The following is a 16,987-nucleotide window of genomic DNA, read 5'->3' on the forward strand; positions in this document are numbered from 1 at the left end:
CCGGGATCCGAAATCCCCCTTTGGGGTGGTAGCGGCCACTATGGTGGGAACATGCCGGTCCCGTATGGTGTCCAGTCGACAGTCCCCGCCTCCAGCGTCGGAGTGCCGGACGCGCCGGGTCTCCGGGTCCGCCCGGCCACCGTCGCGGACGCGGAATGGCTGGCCGAGGTCAGCCGGGCGTCGTTCGCGCGGCATCTGCACGACTACCTGACCTCGGCCCAGCCCGGCGTCGGCCGGTTCTGGGAGGTCGTGCTCGGACACCCGGAGTCGTTCCCCGGCCGGTGCTTCCTGGTGGCCGAGGACCAGGACGGCCGGCGGCTGGGCTTCGCCGACCTGACCCGGGTCGAACCGGGCCTGGCGCACCTGTCCTACATCTGCGTGGTGGAGGCCGCCCGCGGCCGTGGCGTCGCCCGGGAGCTGCTGCGCGCGTACGCTCGCGCCCACCGCGACCTCCGGTCGATGCGGCTGGACGTGTTCGCCGACAACGCCCCGGCCCGCGCGCTCTACGACCGGCTCGGGTTCGCGGGCGACTCCACGACCACGTGGTGGGTCGCCGACCTCACGCTCGGCGGGGTCGCGCCCGCAGCCGACGTCCGCTACGAAGGGCTGCACGCCGCCCGGGCCTGGCTCGACACGTACGGCTTCGGTGAGCTCACCGTCGTCGCCGGAGACGCCACCCACGTCCTGGGGCGGCCGAGCCCGCGGGTGCTGCGGTGCTTCGACCCGGCGACGCTGCGACGGCCGGCGGTGGTCGCCGCCGTGGTCCGGGCCTTTCCCGGCATCGACCGCGTCCTGGTCATGACACCCGGCGAGGACGCGCCGCCCAGCGCGGTCGGCCCGCTGCGGGCCGTCAACCGCTCGCTCAGGATGTCCACCTCCGAGATCCGCGCCAGACTGGAGCTTCCGTGACGCAGACGATCCCCAAGACCGCCACCGACCCGGGTGCCTTCCGCACGCCGAGCCTGTCCTACCGGGCGGCCCGGGAGGGCATGCGCGACCTGCTCGCCCAGCCCGAGGTCTGGCGCGGCGACCGGCGCGACATCCTGCTGCCGTCGTTCATCGGCTGGTCCGCCAACGAGGGCAGCGGCGTCTTCGACCCGGTGACCGAACTCGGGCTGGAACCCGGCTTCTACGGCCTGACCGAGGACCTTGCGGTGGACGTGTCCTCGCTGGAGGCACGGCTCGCGGAGCGTCCCTACGACGTCGTGGTGGTCATCCACTACTTCGGCCGCACCGAACGGGCGATCGGCCGGATCCGGGAGCTGACCGACAGGCACGGCGCCCTGCTGCTCGAAGACCTCGCCCACGCGTGGTTCACCCACGCGCTCGGCGGTCCGGCCGGCCGGACCGGGCAGGTCTCGCTCTACTCCCTGCACAAGATGCTGCCGATGCCCGGCGCGCGAGGCGGGATGATCACCTACCGCGACCCGGGCCGGCTCACCGGGCAGCGGGAGACCGAGCCGGACCTGTCCCGGTACGTGCTCGACCACGACACGCTGGGCATCGCCGCGCGGCGGCGGGAGAACTTCCGCGCCCTCACCGCGCTGCTGCGCGACCTGCCCGAACTCGGCGGCGCGTTCGAGCTGATGTGGCCCGAACTGGCACCGGACGACGCCCCGCAGACGCTGCCGGTGCGGATCCTCGGGACCGGCCGGGAGAACCGCGACCATGTCTACGCCGAGATGAACCGCGAGGGCTTCGGCATGGTCAGCCTCTACCACACGCTCATCGAGCAGTTGCGGGACCATCCGTCGATGGCACGGCTGTCCCGGCAGATCATCAACTTCCCGGTACACCAGGACGTCGCACCGGCCGACTATCCAGTGCTGGTCGCGAGCTTCCGGCGGGCGCTGGACACACTCCCCGAGCGCGGCGCGCTCGCGCCGGCCGGACGTCCGGCGGCACCGGCCCAGAGCGGCGTCTCGGCGCCGCGACCGTCCGGCGTGCCCACCGCCTCGGCCTGAACGGGCGTCGGTGCCCGCCCGCGCCGGGTGGGCACCGACGGGCTCAGCGGACGCCGGTGAGGTGCCGTTCCTGGTCGAGGTCGAGCATCTGCGCCGACGGGTCGACCGCCACGCCGGAGGCGCGCAGGACCTTGCCCGCCGTCCGCGCGAGGATGCGCAGGTCGAGCCAGAGGGACCAGTCGAGAACGTAGCGGACGTCGAGTTCCAGGCGCTCGGTCCAGGCCAGGTCGTTGCGGCCGTTGACCTGCGCGAGCCCGGTGATGCCCGGCCGGACCTCGAACCGCTTGCGCTCCCGGTCGGTGTACCAGGGGTCGTAGCGCAGCAGCAGCGGCCGGGGACCGACCAGGCTCAGGTCGCCCCGCAGCACGTTGACCATCTGCGGCAGCTCGTCGATGCTCAACCGTCGCAGCGTCCGGCCGACGCCCCGGCAGCGGACCCCGTCGGGCAGCAGCCGGCCCTCCGCGTCGCGGTCGTCGGACATCGTCCTGAGCTTGAGGACCCGGATGCGGCGCTCGTACCGACCGGTGCGTTCCTGCCGGAAGAAGACCGGGCTGCCGAACTGGGCCAGGACGAGCAGCGCGGCGACGGCCACGACCGGCGCGGTCACCACGAGCACGACGAACGCCACCGTGATGTCGACGAGCCGCTTGAGCCGCAGCTCGATCGACCGCCGGCCGGGGCTCACCGGGAGTGCGCCTTCCCGGCGGCCTGCGGGGCGTACTCCCCGGGTGGTCCGCCGACGCCCGCGGCGTGCTCGATGACCTCGGCCATCCGCACCGCGGAGATCCGGTTGTCGAAGTGCCGGTGCGACCGCTCGCGGGCGCGTACGCCGCGCTCGGCGAGCCGCCCGGACCGGAACTCGGCGTACGCGTGCTCGACGGCCTCCGCCAGGGCGCCCGGGTCGTCCCGGGGAACCACCCACCCGCAGCTCTCGTCCACCGTCTCCGGCAGCCCGCCGGCGTCACTGACGATGCTGGGTACGTCCAGCAGCGCCGCCTCGGGCGGCGCGCCGTGCCCTTCGCTCAGCGACGGGCTGACGCTGAGGTCCGCCGCCCGGTAGTAGGGCCGCACGTCGTCGGCGGTGTCGATCCAACGGACGGAATGGTCGTCTGCGACCCCGAACCGGCGGATCAGCTCCTGCCGGTGGTCCTCGCCGGTCTGGTCCGAGCCACCCCCGACGAGCATCAGCACCGCCTCGGGGTGCCGGGACCGGATCTCCTGCCACGCGGCGAGCAGGACGTCGTGGCCCTTGAACGCGCGGTCCCGGTGGGCGGCGAGCTTCCGCGGGGGATAGACGTACGCCACCATGATCACCACGAACTGGTCCGGGCTCAGCCCGAGATCCGCCCGGCACTTCGCCCGTGCCTCCGCCCGCGTCGCCGCCGTGTCGTCCGGCAGGTCCGCGGTCGCCCAGGCCAGGTTGAGTCCGCTGGTCACGGCCGGCCGGCGCGCCGCCGGTACGCCCAGCTCGCCGTAGAGGCGGGAGGTGTAGCGGGTGCCGCAGATGATCGTGCGGTCCAGGCGCCAGAGCAGTCGCTCGACCATCCGGACCGCCCGTGACTCCAGGAACGCGGGGCCGGCGACGAACTGCACCCGCGCCAGCGGCAGGCCGACGGTCGCGAGCCGCGCGCCCAGCGTGGCCGCGTACAGGTGGTGGTAGAGCACCTGGGGGCGCAGACGGCGGACGAGGCGCCGCAGCCGCCACAGCTCGGACAGCGTGCTCAGGCTGGGCCGGAAGCGGAACGAGAACGGCGACGCCACAGTCCGGATCCCGGCCTCGGCCAGACGCGCGTTCAGCCGCCCGCCGGGCGGGCAGATCACCACCACCTCGTGTCCGCGATCCCGCAGGGCGCACGCCTGTGGGATGGTCCAGAGCCCGCCGTAGTTCGTCTTGACGATGACGGCGACGCGCAGTGACCGGCGCCCGGGTGGGTCGCCGGCGACGCCGGACCGGGGATCGTGCCTCACGTGGTTCGCCTCCAACAGTCGGCGCGACGTCGTTCGCCGCTCCACCCAGGGCAACGAGCTTTGTGGTGTTTAGTAACCAACGTCGGATTCTCTCGTTGGCCCTGCGGAGAGAGCACCGGCGAGCGGTAGGAGCGCACGTGAGAGTCGTCGTCACGGGAGGCGCCGGTTTCATCGGTTCCAACCTGGTGCGGGCCCTGTCGGAAACGGGCCGGGTCGCCGAGATCGTCGTCGTCGACGACCTCTCCACCGGGTCGGTGGAGAACGTGCGCGGGCTGCCCGTGGAGCTGCTGATCGGCACCGTCCTGGACCCCGCACTGCTCGACCGCGCGATGGCCGGCGCGTCCAGCGTGGTCCACCTCGGAGCCCTCGGCTCGGTGCCCCGCTCCATCGACGACCCGCTGCGCAGCCACCACGCGAACGCCACCGGCACCCTGACCGTCCTCGACGCCGCCCACCGAAACGGCGTCCCGCAGTGCGTGCTGGCCTCCTCGTCCTCGGTGTACGGCGCCAACCCGGTACTGCCACGCCAGGAGGGCCTGCGGCCCATGCCGGTCAGCCCGTACGCGGTGTCGAAACTGGCCACCGAGGCGTACGGGATCGCGTTCGCCAACTGCTACGGCATGGCGGTCCTGCCGTTCCGCTTCTTCAACGTCTTCGGACCGAGGCAGGCGGCGAACCACGTGTACGCCGCAGTGGTCCCGCGGTTCGTCACCGCCGCCCTGGAGAACCGGCCGTTGCAGGTGCACGGCGACGGGCGGCAGTCCCGGGACTTCACCTACGTGGGCAGCGTGACCTCGGTGATCGTGGACGCCGTGCTGCGGCAGGTGGCGGCCCCGGACGTGGTGAACCTCGCGTTCGGCGCGCGCATCTCCCTGCTCGACCTCATCGCCGAACTGGAGACCGTGCTGGGGCGGCCGCTGGAAGTCGTGCACGTGCCGGCCCGGCCCGGTGACGTCCGCGAGTCCCAGGCCGACCACACGCGACTGCGCGAGCTGTTCCCGACCGCATCGCCGACGCCCTTCGCCGAAGGGCTGCGGGCTACGGTCGAGTGGTTCCGGTCGCTTCGGGTCGACGAGCCCGTCGGGTCCGGCACGTCCGGCTGATCCCGACCCGATCGGAGCCCCATGGCAAGGATCCTGCTGTTCGGCGCGTCCGGCTTCCTCGGCCGGGCGGTCGAGGCGGTCCTCGCGGAGCACTTCACCGTCGTCGCGCCCAGCCGCCGGGAATGCGATCTCGTCGCCGAGGACCGGTCGGGGCTGGCCGCGTTCCTGCGCCGGGTACGACCCGACGGGGTGGTCAACTGCGCGGGCCGGATCGCCGGGACGAGCGCGCAGTTCGTCGAGTCGCACACTGTGATCACCGCCAAGCTGATCGACTGCGTGGCCGAGGTATCGCCGGGCGCGCGGCTGGTCCGGATCGGCTCGGCGGCCGAGTACGGGGTCGTCCCGCACGGCACGGTCGCGGCCGAGGCCGACCCGGCCCGGCCGGTGAGCGACTACGGGATCAGCCAGCTGGCCGCGACCGACCTCGTGCGGCTGGCCGCCGCCAGTGGCCGGGTCGACGCGGTGGTGCTGCGGGTCTTCAATCCCGTAGGGCCCGGCTCGACCAGTGGCAACGTGCTGGGACGGGCCGCCGAACTGCTCCAGGTGGCGTTGGACCGGGGGGACCGACGGATCGAACTGGGGCTCAACGACTCCTACCGCGACTTCGTCGACGTCCGGGACGTGGCCGCGGCGGTGCTGGCGGCGCTCGACGCCGGGCGGCTGCCGGGGTCGATCTACAACGTGGGCAGTGGACAGGCGGTCGCCACGCGGGAGGCGGTCGAGATGCTGGCCCGCCACGCCGGGTTCACCGGACGCTTCGTCGACGGGCTCCGCTCGCCGACTGCGGACCGGTCCGCGGCGGTGCCGTGGATGTGTGCCGACATCAGCCGGATCGCCGACGCCCTCGGCTGGGCGCCGAGATATTCGCTGGGCGAGTCCCTGGCCGCGCTGTGGGCCGCCCGCTCCCACGTCACGGCCGGCTCCGGGGCCCGCCGCGACGTGACGGTCAGCGCGCGTCCGGCACCAGTTCCGCCGTCGGCGCCGGTGCGGTGAGAGGTGCCGCGACGCGGGCCCGCCGGTTGAGCCGCACACGCAGGACGACCAGCACGACGACGGAGAGCAACGCATACAGCGCGATCGAGGCGGTCGCCGCACCCATCGTTCCCCAGCGGGAGATGGCGAGGCCGTAGCAGGCGACCGACGCCACGGCGGCGAGCAGACCGACCCCGGCGGCCTGTTTCGTGCCCCCGGTGCCGAGCAGGGATCGGCTCGCGATGCCGAACGGCGCCAGGCACAACTCGGCGAGCAGGAGCGGCACGATCAACGGGCGGGCGGACCCGAACTCCGCGCCGAAGACCGGCACCACCAAGAGCCAGCCGCCGGCCGCGACGACGGCGCCGCTGACGAGCGTCGCCAGCAGCGTGTAGCCGATCGCGCGGAGCGGCCAGGGATCGCCGTCGCGCTGCGCGGCCTGCCGCTGCGACAGCTGTCCGATGGCGGCCGGAAGGAGGCCGATCACGCTGCTCAGCGTCGCGGCCAGCGCGTAGATGCCCACCGCGCCGGGACCGACGAGGACGCCGAGCAGATAGCGGTCGGCCCGCTGGAGGAAACTCGTTCCGAGGGAGAACCCCAGAGACGGGGCGCCCATCCGGATCAGCCCGGCGACGTCCCGCCGTCGTGCCCGCGCGAACCGCGCCAGTCCCTGGCCGCGTACCAGCGTCCACTGTGTCACCGCCACCGCGAGCAGCGCGGTGGCCTGGCACATCAGGAGGAGCCACACCTGCGCCGAGACGGCGACCGCGACGGCGATCCCGATCAGGCCGGCGGTGGTGGCGGCGATGTTCCACACCGCGCCCCGGCGGAAGTCCCCGTCCGCGAACCGGAGATCGGTGAGCTGGTCGAGCGCGATGTTGGCGGCGCCGCCGAGCGCGACCGCGGCGAGCAGCCGTACATCGGTCAGCGCGGGGCCGAGCAGCGGCGCGGAGAGACGGACCGCGGCGGCCGCGGCCACTCCGGTGCAGACCGCGGCCACCACTGTCATCCAGCAGTACGCGGAGAGCAGTTCGTCGCGGCGGTGCCGGGAGGCTGCCTGCGGCAACTGCGCGCGCATGGCGGTGCCGCAGCCCAGGCGGCCGACCAGCATCACCACGCCGGCGACAGTGAGGACCAACACCATGACGCCCCGGTCGGCCGGTCCCAGCGCCAGGGTGGCGAGGACGGCGACCCCGCTGCTGCTCAGTGCGGCAATGCCGTTGGCGCCGGTCAGCAGGACGATCGTGCCCAGATGGCGGCGGCTCATCCGGTGGGCACCGCCGGCCGGTCCGCTCCGCCGCGCGGCGGCACGGCGTTCCGGCCGTAGATGGCCAGATGCTGCTCGACCGACCGCTCCATCGTGAAGACGCTGTCCCGGAAGGCCGCCAGCGCCCGCCGGCCGCCCCTCGGCCGTCCCGGCACGAGGCCCAGGCGGTGAACGGCGTCCGCCCAGCTCTCGGCGTCGGCGTCGACCGGAACCAGGGCGACCCCGGCGAGCTGGTCGTCGATGAACCGTGCGCCGGGCAGGTCTGACGCGACCACGGGGGTGCCGACGGCCCGGGCCTCCAGGACCGTGCCGGGCAGACCTTCGAGCGCGGAGGGTTGCAGCAGGAGGTCGGCCTGGGCCAGGAACTCCCCGACGTCAGCCCGCGGACCCACCAGGTGCATCCGGTCGAGTACGCCGTGCCGGGCGGCGGCCTGCCGGACGGCGTCGTCGTCCCGGTCGTCGTGCGGACCCACGAACACGGCCCGGCAGCCGATCCCGCGCTCGCGCAACGCGGCGACGATCGACGGCACCATCGACCGCCGCTTGAGCGGGTGCGGGCGGCCGATCACCACGCAGACGAGGTCGTCCGGGGCGGCGCCGATCTCGTCGCGGAGCCGCAGCGTCGACCGGCGGTGCAGGCGGCCCAGGTCGAGGCCGTTGGGCAGCACCCGGCACCGCGGGTCGGCCTCCCACGACGGCCGGTAGCACGAGGTGAGAGCGCCGGGGGCGACGCCGAGCACGTCCGTCGCGCAGAAGTGGATGAGGCGCACCATCACGCCCCGCTGCAACCGGCGGCGCAGGCTGTCCGGATGTCCGTCGCGGTCGGACCGGAAGTGCGCGATCCGGATCGGCACCCGCGCCAGTGCGGCGAGGAACAGCACGAAACCGGAGAACGTCGCGACGTCCGAGTGCACGGCGTGCGGACGGATCTGCCGAAGCAGACGGTAGAAGCGGACCGGGAACCGACGGTCCAGCCGGATCGGGTGGATGCGTGAGCCCAACTGCTCCACCTCGTCACCACGCGCGCCCTTGACGCCGCTGAGCGTGACGAAGGACGTCCGTACCCCGGACGCCGCCAGCCGGGGCAGCAGTTCGATGGTGCGCTGCTCGGCGCCGCCGATGTCGAACGCGCCGAGGACCCGTACCACGCGGATCTCCGGAGGCCGGGGGGCCGGCGCGCCGGATGCGCTCGTCGTCACCGGGTCGCTGTGGCTCGCGCTGGACATCGTCTCTCCCGTGTCGGGCCGGCCGGTCCTCATACCGGTCGGTTCTCCTGCTGGACGGACTCCACGGCGGGGGCGGCGGACTGCGGCAGCGGACGGCGGTTCGCCATCAGGTCCCGGGCCGCCCGGTAGAACTCGCTGCGCCGCGGCGTCAGCCGGTCCGCGGCGAACTCGCGGGCGACCGCGAGGTTGCGACGCGAGGCGGCCGCCATGGCGTCGGGGTCCGCGAGGGTACGGCGGATGGCGTTGGCCAGGCTGTCGGGGTCGTCCGGCGCAACCAGCATCTCCGGCGGCAGCAGCTCGGGTATGCCACCGACACGCGAGCCGATGGCCGGCAGCCCGCGGGCCATCGCCTCTATCAGGGCCCGGGGCAGGCCCTCGGTCCGGGACGGCATGACGAACAGGTCGGCGGCGTCGAGGTGCCGGCGCAGCGCCTCGACATCGGTGATCAGGCCGGCGAACGTGATCCGGTCGCGGACCCCGAGGCGGGTGGCCAGATCCTCCAGCACCGGTTGGCAGCGCCCGGGGCCGATGTGCACGTGCCGTACCGGCGGGGCCGAGGACCGCAGCAACGAGATCGCCTCGATGAGCGTGTCGATGCCCTTGTAGAGCTGTTCCAGGGAACCGACCGACACGAGGGTCACCGGCCCGGCCGGCAGCCGGGGCGGGCGGGGCTCCCGCACGAACGCCGCCGGCGGCAGGTTCACCGAGCTGAGACCGATGGAGAGCGCCCCCGGGCGGGTGGGATACCGCTCCTGGAGCGAGCGCTTCGTCTCGTACGACACGGCGATGGCGGAACGGCACTGACGCCGGAGGTTGCGGGTGCTCCACACACGCAGGAAGGGCCGCAGCGGGTGCTCGATCACCCCGGGGGCGAAGACCGCGTACGGGTCGCCGATGACCTCCATGGCGTAGGCGAGACCGCGACGGGTGATGTGCCGGTGCATCAGTGTGGCGATCGACGACGGCGCCCGCAGCAGCACCGCCTCCGCGTCCGCGGCGATCCGGCGGACGGCCCGGTCGATGCGGGGCAGGCGCCGCAGGTACTCCTGCGGTCCGAGGTAGTGAGGGAGGGGCGCCACGGTCACCCCGTCGCCGTCTACCCGGACCGCGTTGGGCGGGATCTCGATCTCCGGTACGTCCCGCGCCCGGGCCACCACCCGTACCTCGTCGAAGGCCGCCAGGTATCGCGCCCAGAGCGCGTAGCCGGTGCCGAAGTCCACCCAGAATCGGTTGTCCGGAGTGCGGAGGTACCGGCACTCCTCGGTGATGGTGAGCCTCACGCGCGATGTCCTATCGGTTTACGGGAGCAAGGTTGCCGTGCGGGACGCGCACCTCGGGGCGCGCGGTCGGCGGGACGGAGCGGCCCTTCAACGAGCCGAGCCAGATGACGGCGTAGAACGCGACGCCGTGCAGGAGGGTGGCGAGTACGCTGGCACTCTCCCCGCGGAACCCGTACATCCAGCTGATCGTGTAGAGGATGCTCGCGTAGGCGTAGACGTGACCCCGCGCGGCGCGGAAGAAGAGCAGCCGGTGCCCGAGGGCGAGCGCGGCGAAGACCACAGGGACGCCGAGGTAGCCGAAGTTGACGTACGCCTCCGCGGTCAGCGAGAAGCCGAAGCCGGAGGACGAGCCCGGCAGCCAGGCGTCGACCAGCCAGGACATGAGCATGGGCCGTTCCGGGACGAGCGCCGACGGCATCGCGGTGAGGACGCCGTTGAGGTAGCTCTCGCCGGGCCACAGATGCAGGCCGTCGGCGGCGTTTGTCAGGACGAAGGTGTCCACGAAGAGGGTCGAGCCCTCGTTGAGGACCTTGCTGAGGTTCAGCGCGTCTCCGCTGCGAACGGAGCTGAGGTAGGTGGCGGTCAGGACGAACGCGACGCCGGCGATGCCGAACTTCGGCGAGATCCGCCGCCGCTGGAGCAACAGGACGTGCAGCACGACGGCGAAGAGGACGAAGAGGAAGTCCCGCTCGTTCGTGGCCAGGCAGTAGAGCACGTAGAGGCTGAGGTTCGCCCAGTAGGCGATGCGGGCCGGGCGCACCGCCCGGGCCAGGAAGTAGATCGAGCAGGCGCACATCTCGACGACCAGGTAGCGGGTGTGCAGCGGACCGGCCAGCTCGACCCGTCCGAGCTTGTCGGCGGCCAGCATCGCCGGGCCGCGGGTGACCAGGACGGCGAGGGTGTAGGCGGCCAGCCCGTAGAGCACCACCGGAAGGACCGGATTCTCGCGCGGTATCCGGCCGAGTGCGGTCAGGTCCGGCAGCCGGTCCCGGACCGGCATGAGCAGGCCGACCAGCGTCACACCGCCGAGCGCCAGCACCAGCACGAGGCAGGCGGCCGGGATCTTGTCGGTGACGATGCCGATGTAGATCTCGTTGCCGAGGGCGTAGTTGATCGCCGGGCCCAGACCGAAGAAGGCGAGGTAGGCGAAGACGTAGGGCAGGAGATCGGTCCGGCCGGACCGGAGGAACAGGGCCAGCAGCATCGCCAGACTGGCCGCGAGGGTCAGCCATATCGCGGTGGTGGTGCTCAGCTCCACGGAGACTCCAAATCGGTATACGGACACTCCGGACCGGGAGCGGCCGGGGGCGAGAGCGGATTCCGCTCCACATGCGTGCCGGCTGCATTCAAATGTCTAGCAGGAGATGCCTCCCATAGGCGGCGATTGCGTTTATCGCATTGACTCGGACGGTGCCGTAACCCGTTCACCCGTCACTCGTTCCTCGTCGCATTCGAATCACTTTCGGATGCGATTCTCCGGCCGGTCAGCGTGCGGCGAGGAATTCGCCGAGCGCGCCGAACAGCCGGTCCGCGTCGGCCCCGACCAGGGTCGACCCGCTGGGCAGGGAGACGCCGGTGGCGAAGAGACGATCCGCCGCGCCGCTCAGGACCGCCTCGTGCCCGCGATGAGCGGGTTGCTGATGCATGGGCTTGAACATGGGACGCGTCTCGATGTTGTGCCGGGCGAGGTGCGCGGCCAGTTCGTCGGCCCGCCATCCGGCCCGGGTGGGGTCGACGACGAGGGTGGTGAGCCAGCAGTTCGACCCGGGGTCGCCGTCGCCGAGAATCCGGGTGCCGGGAACCGCGGCGAAGAACTTGGCGTACCGCTCCCGTATCGCCCGGCGGCGCTCGATCATGCCGCTCAGCCGTCGTAGCTGCGCCCGCCCGAGCGCGGCGAGCAGATTGCTCAGGCGGTAGTTGTAGCCGACCTGCCGGTGCTCGTAGTGCGCGACCGGCTCCCTGGCCTGGGTCGCCAGGTGACGTGCCCGGTCGATCAGTTCGCCGTCGTCGGACACGAGCATTCCGCCGCTCGATGTCGTCATGACCTTGTTGCCGTTGAACGAGAAGACGCCCAGCCGGCCGAACGTGCCCGCGTTGCGGCCGCGCCAGGCCGCGCCGAGCGCCTGGGCGGAGTCCTCGACCAGTGGGACGTCGAAGTCCGCGCAGACCGGCAGGATGCGGTCGTAGTCAGCGCATCCGCCGTTCAGGTCGACCGTCATCACGGCCGCCACGCGGCGCCCCTGCTCCCGCAGCCGGCGCAGCAGCGGCGGCAGCAGGTCGGGATCGAGGTGTCCGGTGGCGGCGTCACAGTCCACGAAGACCGGCTCGGCCCCGGTGTACCTCACCACGTTGGCGGTCGCCACGAACGTCATGGTGGGCACCACCACGAGGGAACCGGGCCCGGCTCCGATCACCGCCAGCGCCAGGTGCAGGGCGGCGGTCCCGGAGCTCACGCCGACGGCGTGGCCGCCGCCCACCCGGTCCGCCAGCTCGCGTTCGAAGGCGGCCAGGTCGGGCCCGTCCGGCGCGACCCAGCCCGAACGGACCGCCGCCAGGATGGACGCCTCCTCGGCCGGACCGACGTCCGGCGGGGAGAGATAGATCCGTCTGGGGACACTCGTGCCGTCCTGCTGATGGGCGGGTCGAGCCATCAGTGAGTAGTCCTGTGCCACGGTGCTGGTCTCCGATGGAAGTGTGGGTGTCACCCGGCGACGCGCAGGGGCGGGACGGACGCGCGGACCTGATCGTCGCGCCGCTGCGACCTGGTCCGTCGAGTCGGGACCGACTGGTTCAACGCGTCGGCGGCGGCGGCCGTTACGGTGTGCCGGCCGACTGCGGCCGGCGCCTCACGATCCCGCGGGCTCGGGCAGCGGACACCGGTATTCGGGGAAGTAGTCCGAGGACGCGGACCAGGCCGGATCCCGCCGGGATCCCTCCTGCCGGTGCGCCGTCGACAGCCGCCGGTACGCCGGCTCGTCGAGCACCCGCGTGCCCAGGTGGAACGGGACCAGACCGTTCGGGGCGAAGGCGCGCTTGTACCGGAAGATGCCGTCGTCGGGGGCGTACCCGCCGCCCAGGACGAACCGGATCCGCCCCTGGGCGCGCCCCCATCGGCAGATCTCGAACTTCAGGAGATCGTTGGGCCGCAGGTCGAACGCCGCCTCGTCGGTGCCGCCGAGGTACGAGTAGAGGTTGAGCGCGGAGACCAGCACCAGTTCGGTCGAGACGACGCGCCCCTCGTGCACGGCGTGGAAGAAGGCGAACTGGCCGGGCAACTCGTCGACGATCCGCTCGAAGAACTCGCGGGGGAAGTAGTAGCCGCTCGTCGCGGCTCGCCGGTCCATCGTGCGCTCGTAGATGCCCAGGAAGTCGTCGAGCCGCCCCCCGTCGAGATCGACCACGACTGTGACGCCGTTGCGGCGGGCCTTGTTGACGTTCTTGCGGACCTTGTGGTCGAACTCGCGCCACATCTCCTCTTCGCCGGTGCGCAGGTCGCGGACCACGTTCACCAGCTTCTGCCGGACCGGTCCCGGCGAGGGCAGCCGCTCCTCGCCGAAGAGCGTGAGCCGGGTGACCTCGGCGACCACCTGACGCGACCCGCACCAGGCGTCGAACGCCTCCCAGAACTCCTTCGCGTCGAGTTCGGTCGCGCCCTCGGCGAAGGCGCCTCCGTAGCCGTACGCGTTGACGATGTCCCGGTACCGTCGCCCGGGCTCGGCGAGGTGCGGCGCGTCGACCGGGCGGAGCAGGAACGGATACAGCACGAAACCGTGTTCGGTCCGGGCGTACGCGGCCAGCGGCTCGTCCTGTGGCCCGGCGAACAGCCGGAGGTAGGCCGGGTGGGCGAAGACCTCACGCCGGTCCCAGTCGCGGTGCAGAGCGCGCCAGCGCTCGTCGTCCGCCGGCTTGCGGGCGTCCAGGATCTCCAGTCGCATCTGCGCTCCCCGTCGCCTGGCCACGGCCGCCCCGATGGCGGCCGGCCACGTGTCGTCCGTTCTGGGTAACGAGGATCGGCCGGGACGGTGTCGACAGGTGACCGGGCCGGGTCAGGGCCAGTGGTCGCCCGCTTCGAGGCGCGCGCCGAGCAGCGCCGTCAGCGAAAGGGACTCCCCGTCGCGTCCGCCGCGGCCGATGACGAGTGACGGTGTGGACGGCTCCGGCCGGGCGCCGAGCAGCCGGGCGCGTAGCCCGGCCGGCACGGTCAGCAGGTAGTAGCGGCCCTCGGTGTCCACCGCCCGGCTCCGTGCCCGGTCCACGTACCAGCCGACCAGCGGGGTCCGGTAGCGGCCGCGTCCGCTGTAGGGCGTGGCGACGAGCCGCTCGGTGCGCAGGCCGCGCCGGGCGGCCTCGGCCGCGAACCGGGCGACCAGCTCCGCGGCCTCGGCCTGCTCCGCGGCGCGCTGCCGGGCGTCGGCCTCGGCGTGCGCCCGCACCGCGTGGCGTCGCCGCTCCCGCCACCGCTCGTCGTCGTCCGCACCCACGACCGCGAGGGTACGCCCGCCCGACCCGACCGTTCCCGGGCCGGCGGGGGAGGCGTGCCGGGCCGTCGCGCGACCACCTGTCACCCCTCGCGTGGGCCGTCTGGGGTGCTGACGTCCGTCGCGCCCATCGAGGAGCCTGGTTCGTGCTGCACATCCGGGTGATCGCACCAGCGGACCGCTCGTCCGACATCGCCGACATGCTTGCCGCGGACCGATCCGTCGTCGGGAGGGCACCGGTCGAGCTGACTCGTTCGTGACGCCAGCCCGACCGGCGGCCGCAGACCGTCAGGCCAGGCCGGCGCGGCGCAGCGCCTCCGCCATGGCGTCGTTCACCGGCGCCGCCGGTCCGCCACCTCGTCCCTGCCGCTGCGACGGACCGCCGCGCGAGCCGCCCCGTTCGCCCTGGCCGCCACGCCGGGTGCCGGCGTCGCCGCGGTCACCCCGCTGCCCAGCACCGTCACCGCGCTGTCCGCCACCGCGCCGGCCGCCGCGCTGCTCGCCGCCCGGACCCCCGGCCGCGGGACGGCCGCCGGCCGGCGCCTCGTCGTCCAGCCGCAGCGTCAGCGAGATCCGCTTGCGCGGCACGTCCACGTCGAGCACCCGGACCTTGACCACGTCGCCGGACTTCACCACGTCGCGCGGATCCTTGACGAAGGTGTGCGACATGGCCGAGACGTGCACCAGTCCGTCCTGGTGCACGCCCACGTCGACGAACGCGCCGAACGCGGCCACGTTCGTCACCACGCCCTCCAGCACCATGCCGGGCGTCAGGTCGCTGATCTTCTCCACGCCCTCGACGAACGTCGCGGTGCGGAACTCCGGACGCGGGTCGCGGCCGGGCTTCTCCAGCTCGGCCAGGATGTCGGTGACGGTGGGCAGACCGAACGTGTCGTCGACGAAGTCGGTCGCGCGCAGGCCGCGCAGGATGGCCGACCTGCCGATCAGCCCGCGCAGGTCCTGCCCGGTGGTGGTGAGGATGCGGCGCACCACCGGGTACGACTCCGGGTGCACGCTGGAGGAGTCGAGCGGGTCGTCGCCGCCGGGGATGCGCAGGAAGCCGGCGCACTGCTCGAACGCCTTCGGCCCGAGCCGCGGCACCTTCTTCAGCTCCGCCCGGGTGCGGAACGGCCCGTTGGCGTCGCGGTGCAGCACGATGTTCTCGGCCAGCCCGGCGCCGATGCCGGAGACCCGGGTGAGCAGCGGCGCGGAGGCGGTGTTGACGTCCACACCGACCGCGTTGACGCAGTCCTCGACCACCGCGTCGAGCGAGCGGGACAGCTTCACCTCGGACAGGTCGTGCTGGTACTGCCCGACGCCGATCGACCGCGGGTCGATCTTCACCAGCTCGGCCAGCGGGTCCTGGAGGCGGCGGGCGATCGACACCGCGCCGCGCAGCGAGACGTCCAGACCGGGCAGTTCCTGGGAGGCGTACGCGGAGGCGGAGTAGACCGACGCGCCGGCCTCGGAGACCACCACCTTCGTGAGCTTCAGCTCCGGGTGCTGCTTGATCAGGTCACCGGCCAGCTTGTCGGTCTCCCGGCTGGCGGTGCCGTTGCCGATCGCGACCAGCTCGACGCCGTGCGCGGCGGCGAGCGTGGCGAGCGTGTGCAGCGAGGCGTCCCACTGCCGGCGCGGCTCGTGCGGGTAGACGGTGTCGGTGGCGACCACCTTGCCGGTGGCGTCGACCACCGCCACCTTCACGCCGGTCCGCAGGCCCGGGTCGAGGCCCATCGTCACCCGTGCCCCGGCCGGCGCGGCCAGCAGCAGGTCACGCAGGTTGGTGGCGAAGACCCGGACGGCCTCCTCCTCGGCCGCCTGCCACAGCCGCATCCGCAGGTCCGCGCCCAGGTGGATGAGGATCCGGGTACGCCAGGCCCAGCGCACCGTGTCGGCCAGCCACCGGTCGGCCGGGCGCCCCTGGTCGCTGATGCCGAAGCGTCCCGCCACGGCGGCCTCGTAGCGGCTCGGCCCGGTGGTCGCGTCGGCGTCGCCCTCGGCCTCCGGATCCATGGTCAGCTCCAGCACGCCCTCCTTCTCGCCGCGGAACACGGCGAGGATGCGATGCGAGGGCAGCTTCGGGTACGGCTCGGCGAAGTCGAAGTAGTCGGCGAACTTCGCGCCCGCTGTCTCCTGGCCGTCGCGTACCCGGGAGACCAGCCGGCCCCGCGACCACATCTGCTCGCGCAGCGTGCCGATCAGGTCGGCGTCCTCGGCGAAGCGCTCGATCAGGATGGCCCGCGCCCCGTCCAGGGCGGCCGCCGCGTCCGCGACGCCCCTGTCCGGGTCGGCGAACCCGGCGGCGACCGCCTTCGGGTCCTGGGCCGGATCGGCCAGGAGCGTGTCCGCGAGCGGCTCCAGCCCGGCCTCGCGGGCGATCTGCGCGCGGGTGCGCCGCTTCGGCTTGTAGGGCAGGTAGATGTCCTCCAGGCGGGACTTGGAGTCGGCGGCGAGGATCTGCGCCTCCAGCGCATCGTCGAGCTTGCCCTGGCTCCGGATCGACTCCAGCACGGCCGCGCGCCGCTCGTCCAGCTCGCGCAGGTAGCGCAGCCGCTCCTCCAGCGTGCGCAGCTGCGCGTCGTCGAGCAGGCCGGTGGCCTCCTTGCGGTAGCGGGCGATGAACGGCACCGTGGCGCCGCCGTCGAGCAGCTCGACTGCCGCCCGTACCTGCCGTTCGGCGACGCCGAGTTCCTCGGCGATCCGCTGGTGCACAGACTGGGTCACGATCT

General features: G+C 72.9%; 14 protein-coding genes. 4 read left to right on the forward strand and 10 right to left on the reverse strand.

Annotated features, from left to right (window positions below):
* Positions 1 to 51: 51 nt before the first annotated feature.
* On the forward strand, positions 52 to 909 hold the full coding sequence (locus tag O7622_RS13930) for a GNAT family N-acetyltransferase (protein WP_282313738.1): 858 nt from the start codon (positions 52 to 54) through the stop codon (positions 907 to 909).
* Positions 906 to 1,964 carry a DegT/DnrJ/EryC1/StrS family aminotransferase gene (locus tag O7622_RS13935; protein WP_282313739.1) on the forward strand — a complete coding sequence of 353 codons (1,059 nt, stop codon included), beginning with the start codon at positions 906 to 908 and terminating at the stop codon, positions 1,962 to 1,964. The genes O7622_RS13930 and O7622_RS13935 overlap by 4 nt, the downstream gene beginning before the upstream one ends.
* Before the next feature lie 43 nt (positions 1,965 to 2,007).
* Here O7622_RS13935 and O7622_RS13940 read toward each other — a convergent pair whose 3' ends face one another.
* Entirely contained in the window at positions 2,008 to 2,649 is a 642-nt protein-coding gene (locus tag O7622_RS13940) for a sugar transferase (protein WP_282313740.1), read from the reverse strand.
* Positions 2,646 to 3,932: a glycosyltransferase gene (locus tag O7622_RS13945; RefSeq protein WP_282313741.1), complete on the reverse strand. Its 1,287-nt coding sequence runs from the start codon at positions 3,930 to 3,932 to the stop codon at positions 2,646 to 2,648. Before O7622_RS13945 ends, O7622_RS13940 begins: the two co-directional genes overlap by 4 nt.
* Before the next feature lie 137 nt (positions 3,933 to 4,069).
* Between O7622_RS13945 and O7622_RS13950 the strand changes: the two genes are divergently transcribed.
* Positions 4,070 to 5,035: an NAD-dependent epimerase/dehydratase family protein gene (locus tag O7622_RS13950; RefSeq protein WP_282313742.1), complete on the forward strand. Its 966-nt coding sequence runs from the start codon at positions 4,070 to 4,072 to the stop codon at positions 5,033 to 5,035.
* Positions 5,036 to 5,056: 21 nt separating this feature from the next.
* Positions 5,057 to 6,028 (forward strand): NAD-dependent epimerase/dehydratase family protein, encoded by a 972-nt coding sequence (locus O7622_RS13955; RefSeq protein WP_282313743.1) that lies wholly within the window; start codon positions 5,057 to 5,059, stop codon positions 6,026 to 6,028.
* Here O7622_RS13955 and O7622_RS13960 read toward each other — a convergent pair.
* From O7622_RS13960 to O7622_RS13995, 8 genes are all read right to left on the reverse strand, one after another.
* Positions 5,982 to 7,274: a lipopolysaccharide biosynthesis protein gene (locus O7622_RS13960; RefSeq protein ID WP_282313744.1), complete on the reverse strand. Its 1,293-nt coding sequence runs from the start codon at positions 7,272 to 7,274 to the stop codon at positions 5,982 to 5,984. The two genes, O7622_RS13955 and O7622_RS13960, sit on opposite strands and share 47 nt — an antisense overlap.
* Positions 7,271 to 8,500, reverse strand: a complete 1,230-nt coding sequence (locus O7622_RS13965) for a glycosyltransferase (RefSeq protein WP_282313745.1) — start codon at positions 8,498 to 8,500, stop codon at positions 7,271 to 7,273. Before O7622_RS13965 ends, O7622_RS13960 begins: the two co-directional genes overlap by 4 nt.
* A gap of 29 nt (positions 8,501 to 8,529) precedes the next feature.
* Positions 8,530 to 9,780, reverse strand: a complete 1,251-nt coding sequence (locus tag O7622_RS13970; protein ID WP_282313746.1) for a glycosyltransferase family 4 protein — start codon at positions 9,778 to 9,780, stop codon at positions 8,530 to 8,532.
* A gap of 10 nt (positions 9,781 to 9,790) precedes the next feature.
* Positions 9,791 to 11,038: an O-antigen polymerase gene (locus O7622_RS13975; RefSeq protein ID WP_282313747.1), complete on the reverse strand. Its 1,248-nt coding sequence runs from the start codon at positions 11,036 to 11,038 to the stop codon at positions 9,791 to 9,793.
* Positions 11,039 to 11,264: 226 nt separating this feature from the next.
* Entirely contained in the window at positions 11,265 to 12,431 is a 1,167-nt protein-coding gene (locus O7622_RS13980) for an aminotransferase class I/II-fold pyridoxal phosphate-dependent enzyme (RefSeq protein ID WP_282313748.1), read from the reverse strand.
* A gap of 195 nt (positions 12,432 to 12,626) precedes the next feature.
* Positions 12,627 to 13,715: a GNAT family N-acetyltransferase gene (locus tag O7622_RS13985; protein ID WP_282313749.1), complete on the reverse strand. Its 1,089-nt coding sequence runs from the start codon at positions 13,713 to 13,715 to the stop codon at positions 12,627 to 12,629.
* Positions 13,716 to 13,826: 111 nt separating this feature from the next.
* Positions 13,827 to 14,261: a hypothetical protein gene (locus O7622_RS13990; protein WP_282313750.1), complete on the reverse strand. Its 435-nt coding sequence runs from the start codon at positions 14,259 to 14,261 to the stop codon at positions 13,827 to 13,829.
* A gap of 285 nt (positions 14,262 to 14,546) precedes the next feature.
* Positions 14,547 to 16,982, reverse strand: coding sequence for a Tex family protein (locus O7622_RS13995; protein ID WP_282313751.1), 2,436 nt, complete (start codon positions 16,980 to 16,982; stop codon positions 14,547 to 14,549).
* Positions 16,983 to 16,987 lie beyond the last annotated feature (5 nt).

Origin of the sequence: Micromonospora sp. WMMD1076 (assembly GCF_029581475.1) — a bacterium.
GTDB classification, from domain to species: Bacteria; Actinomycetota; Actinomycetes; order Mycobacteriales; family Micromonosporaceae; genus Micromonospora; species Micromonospora aurantiaca.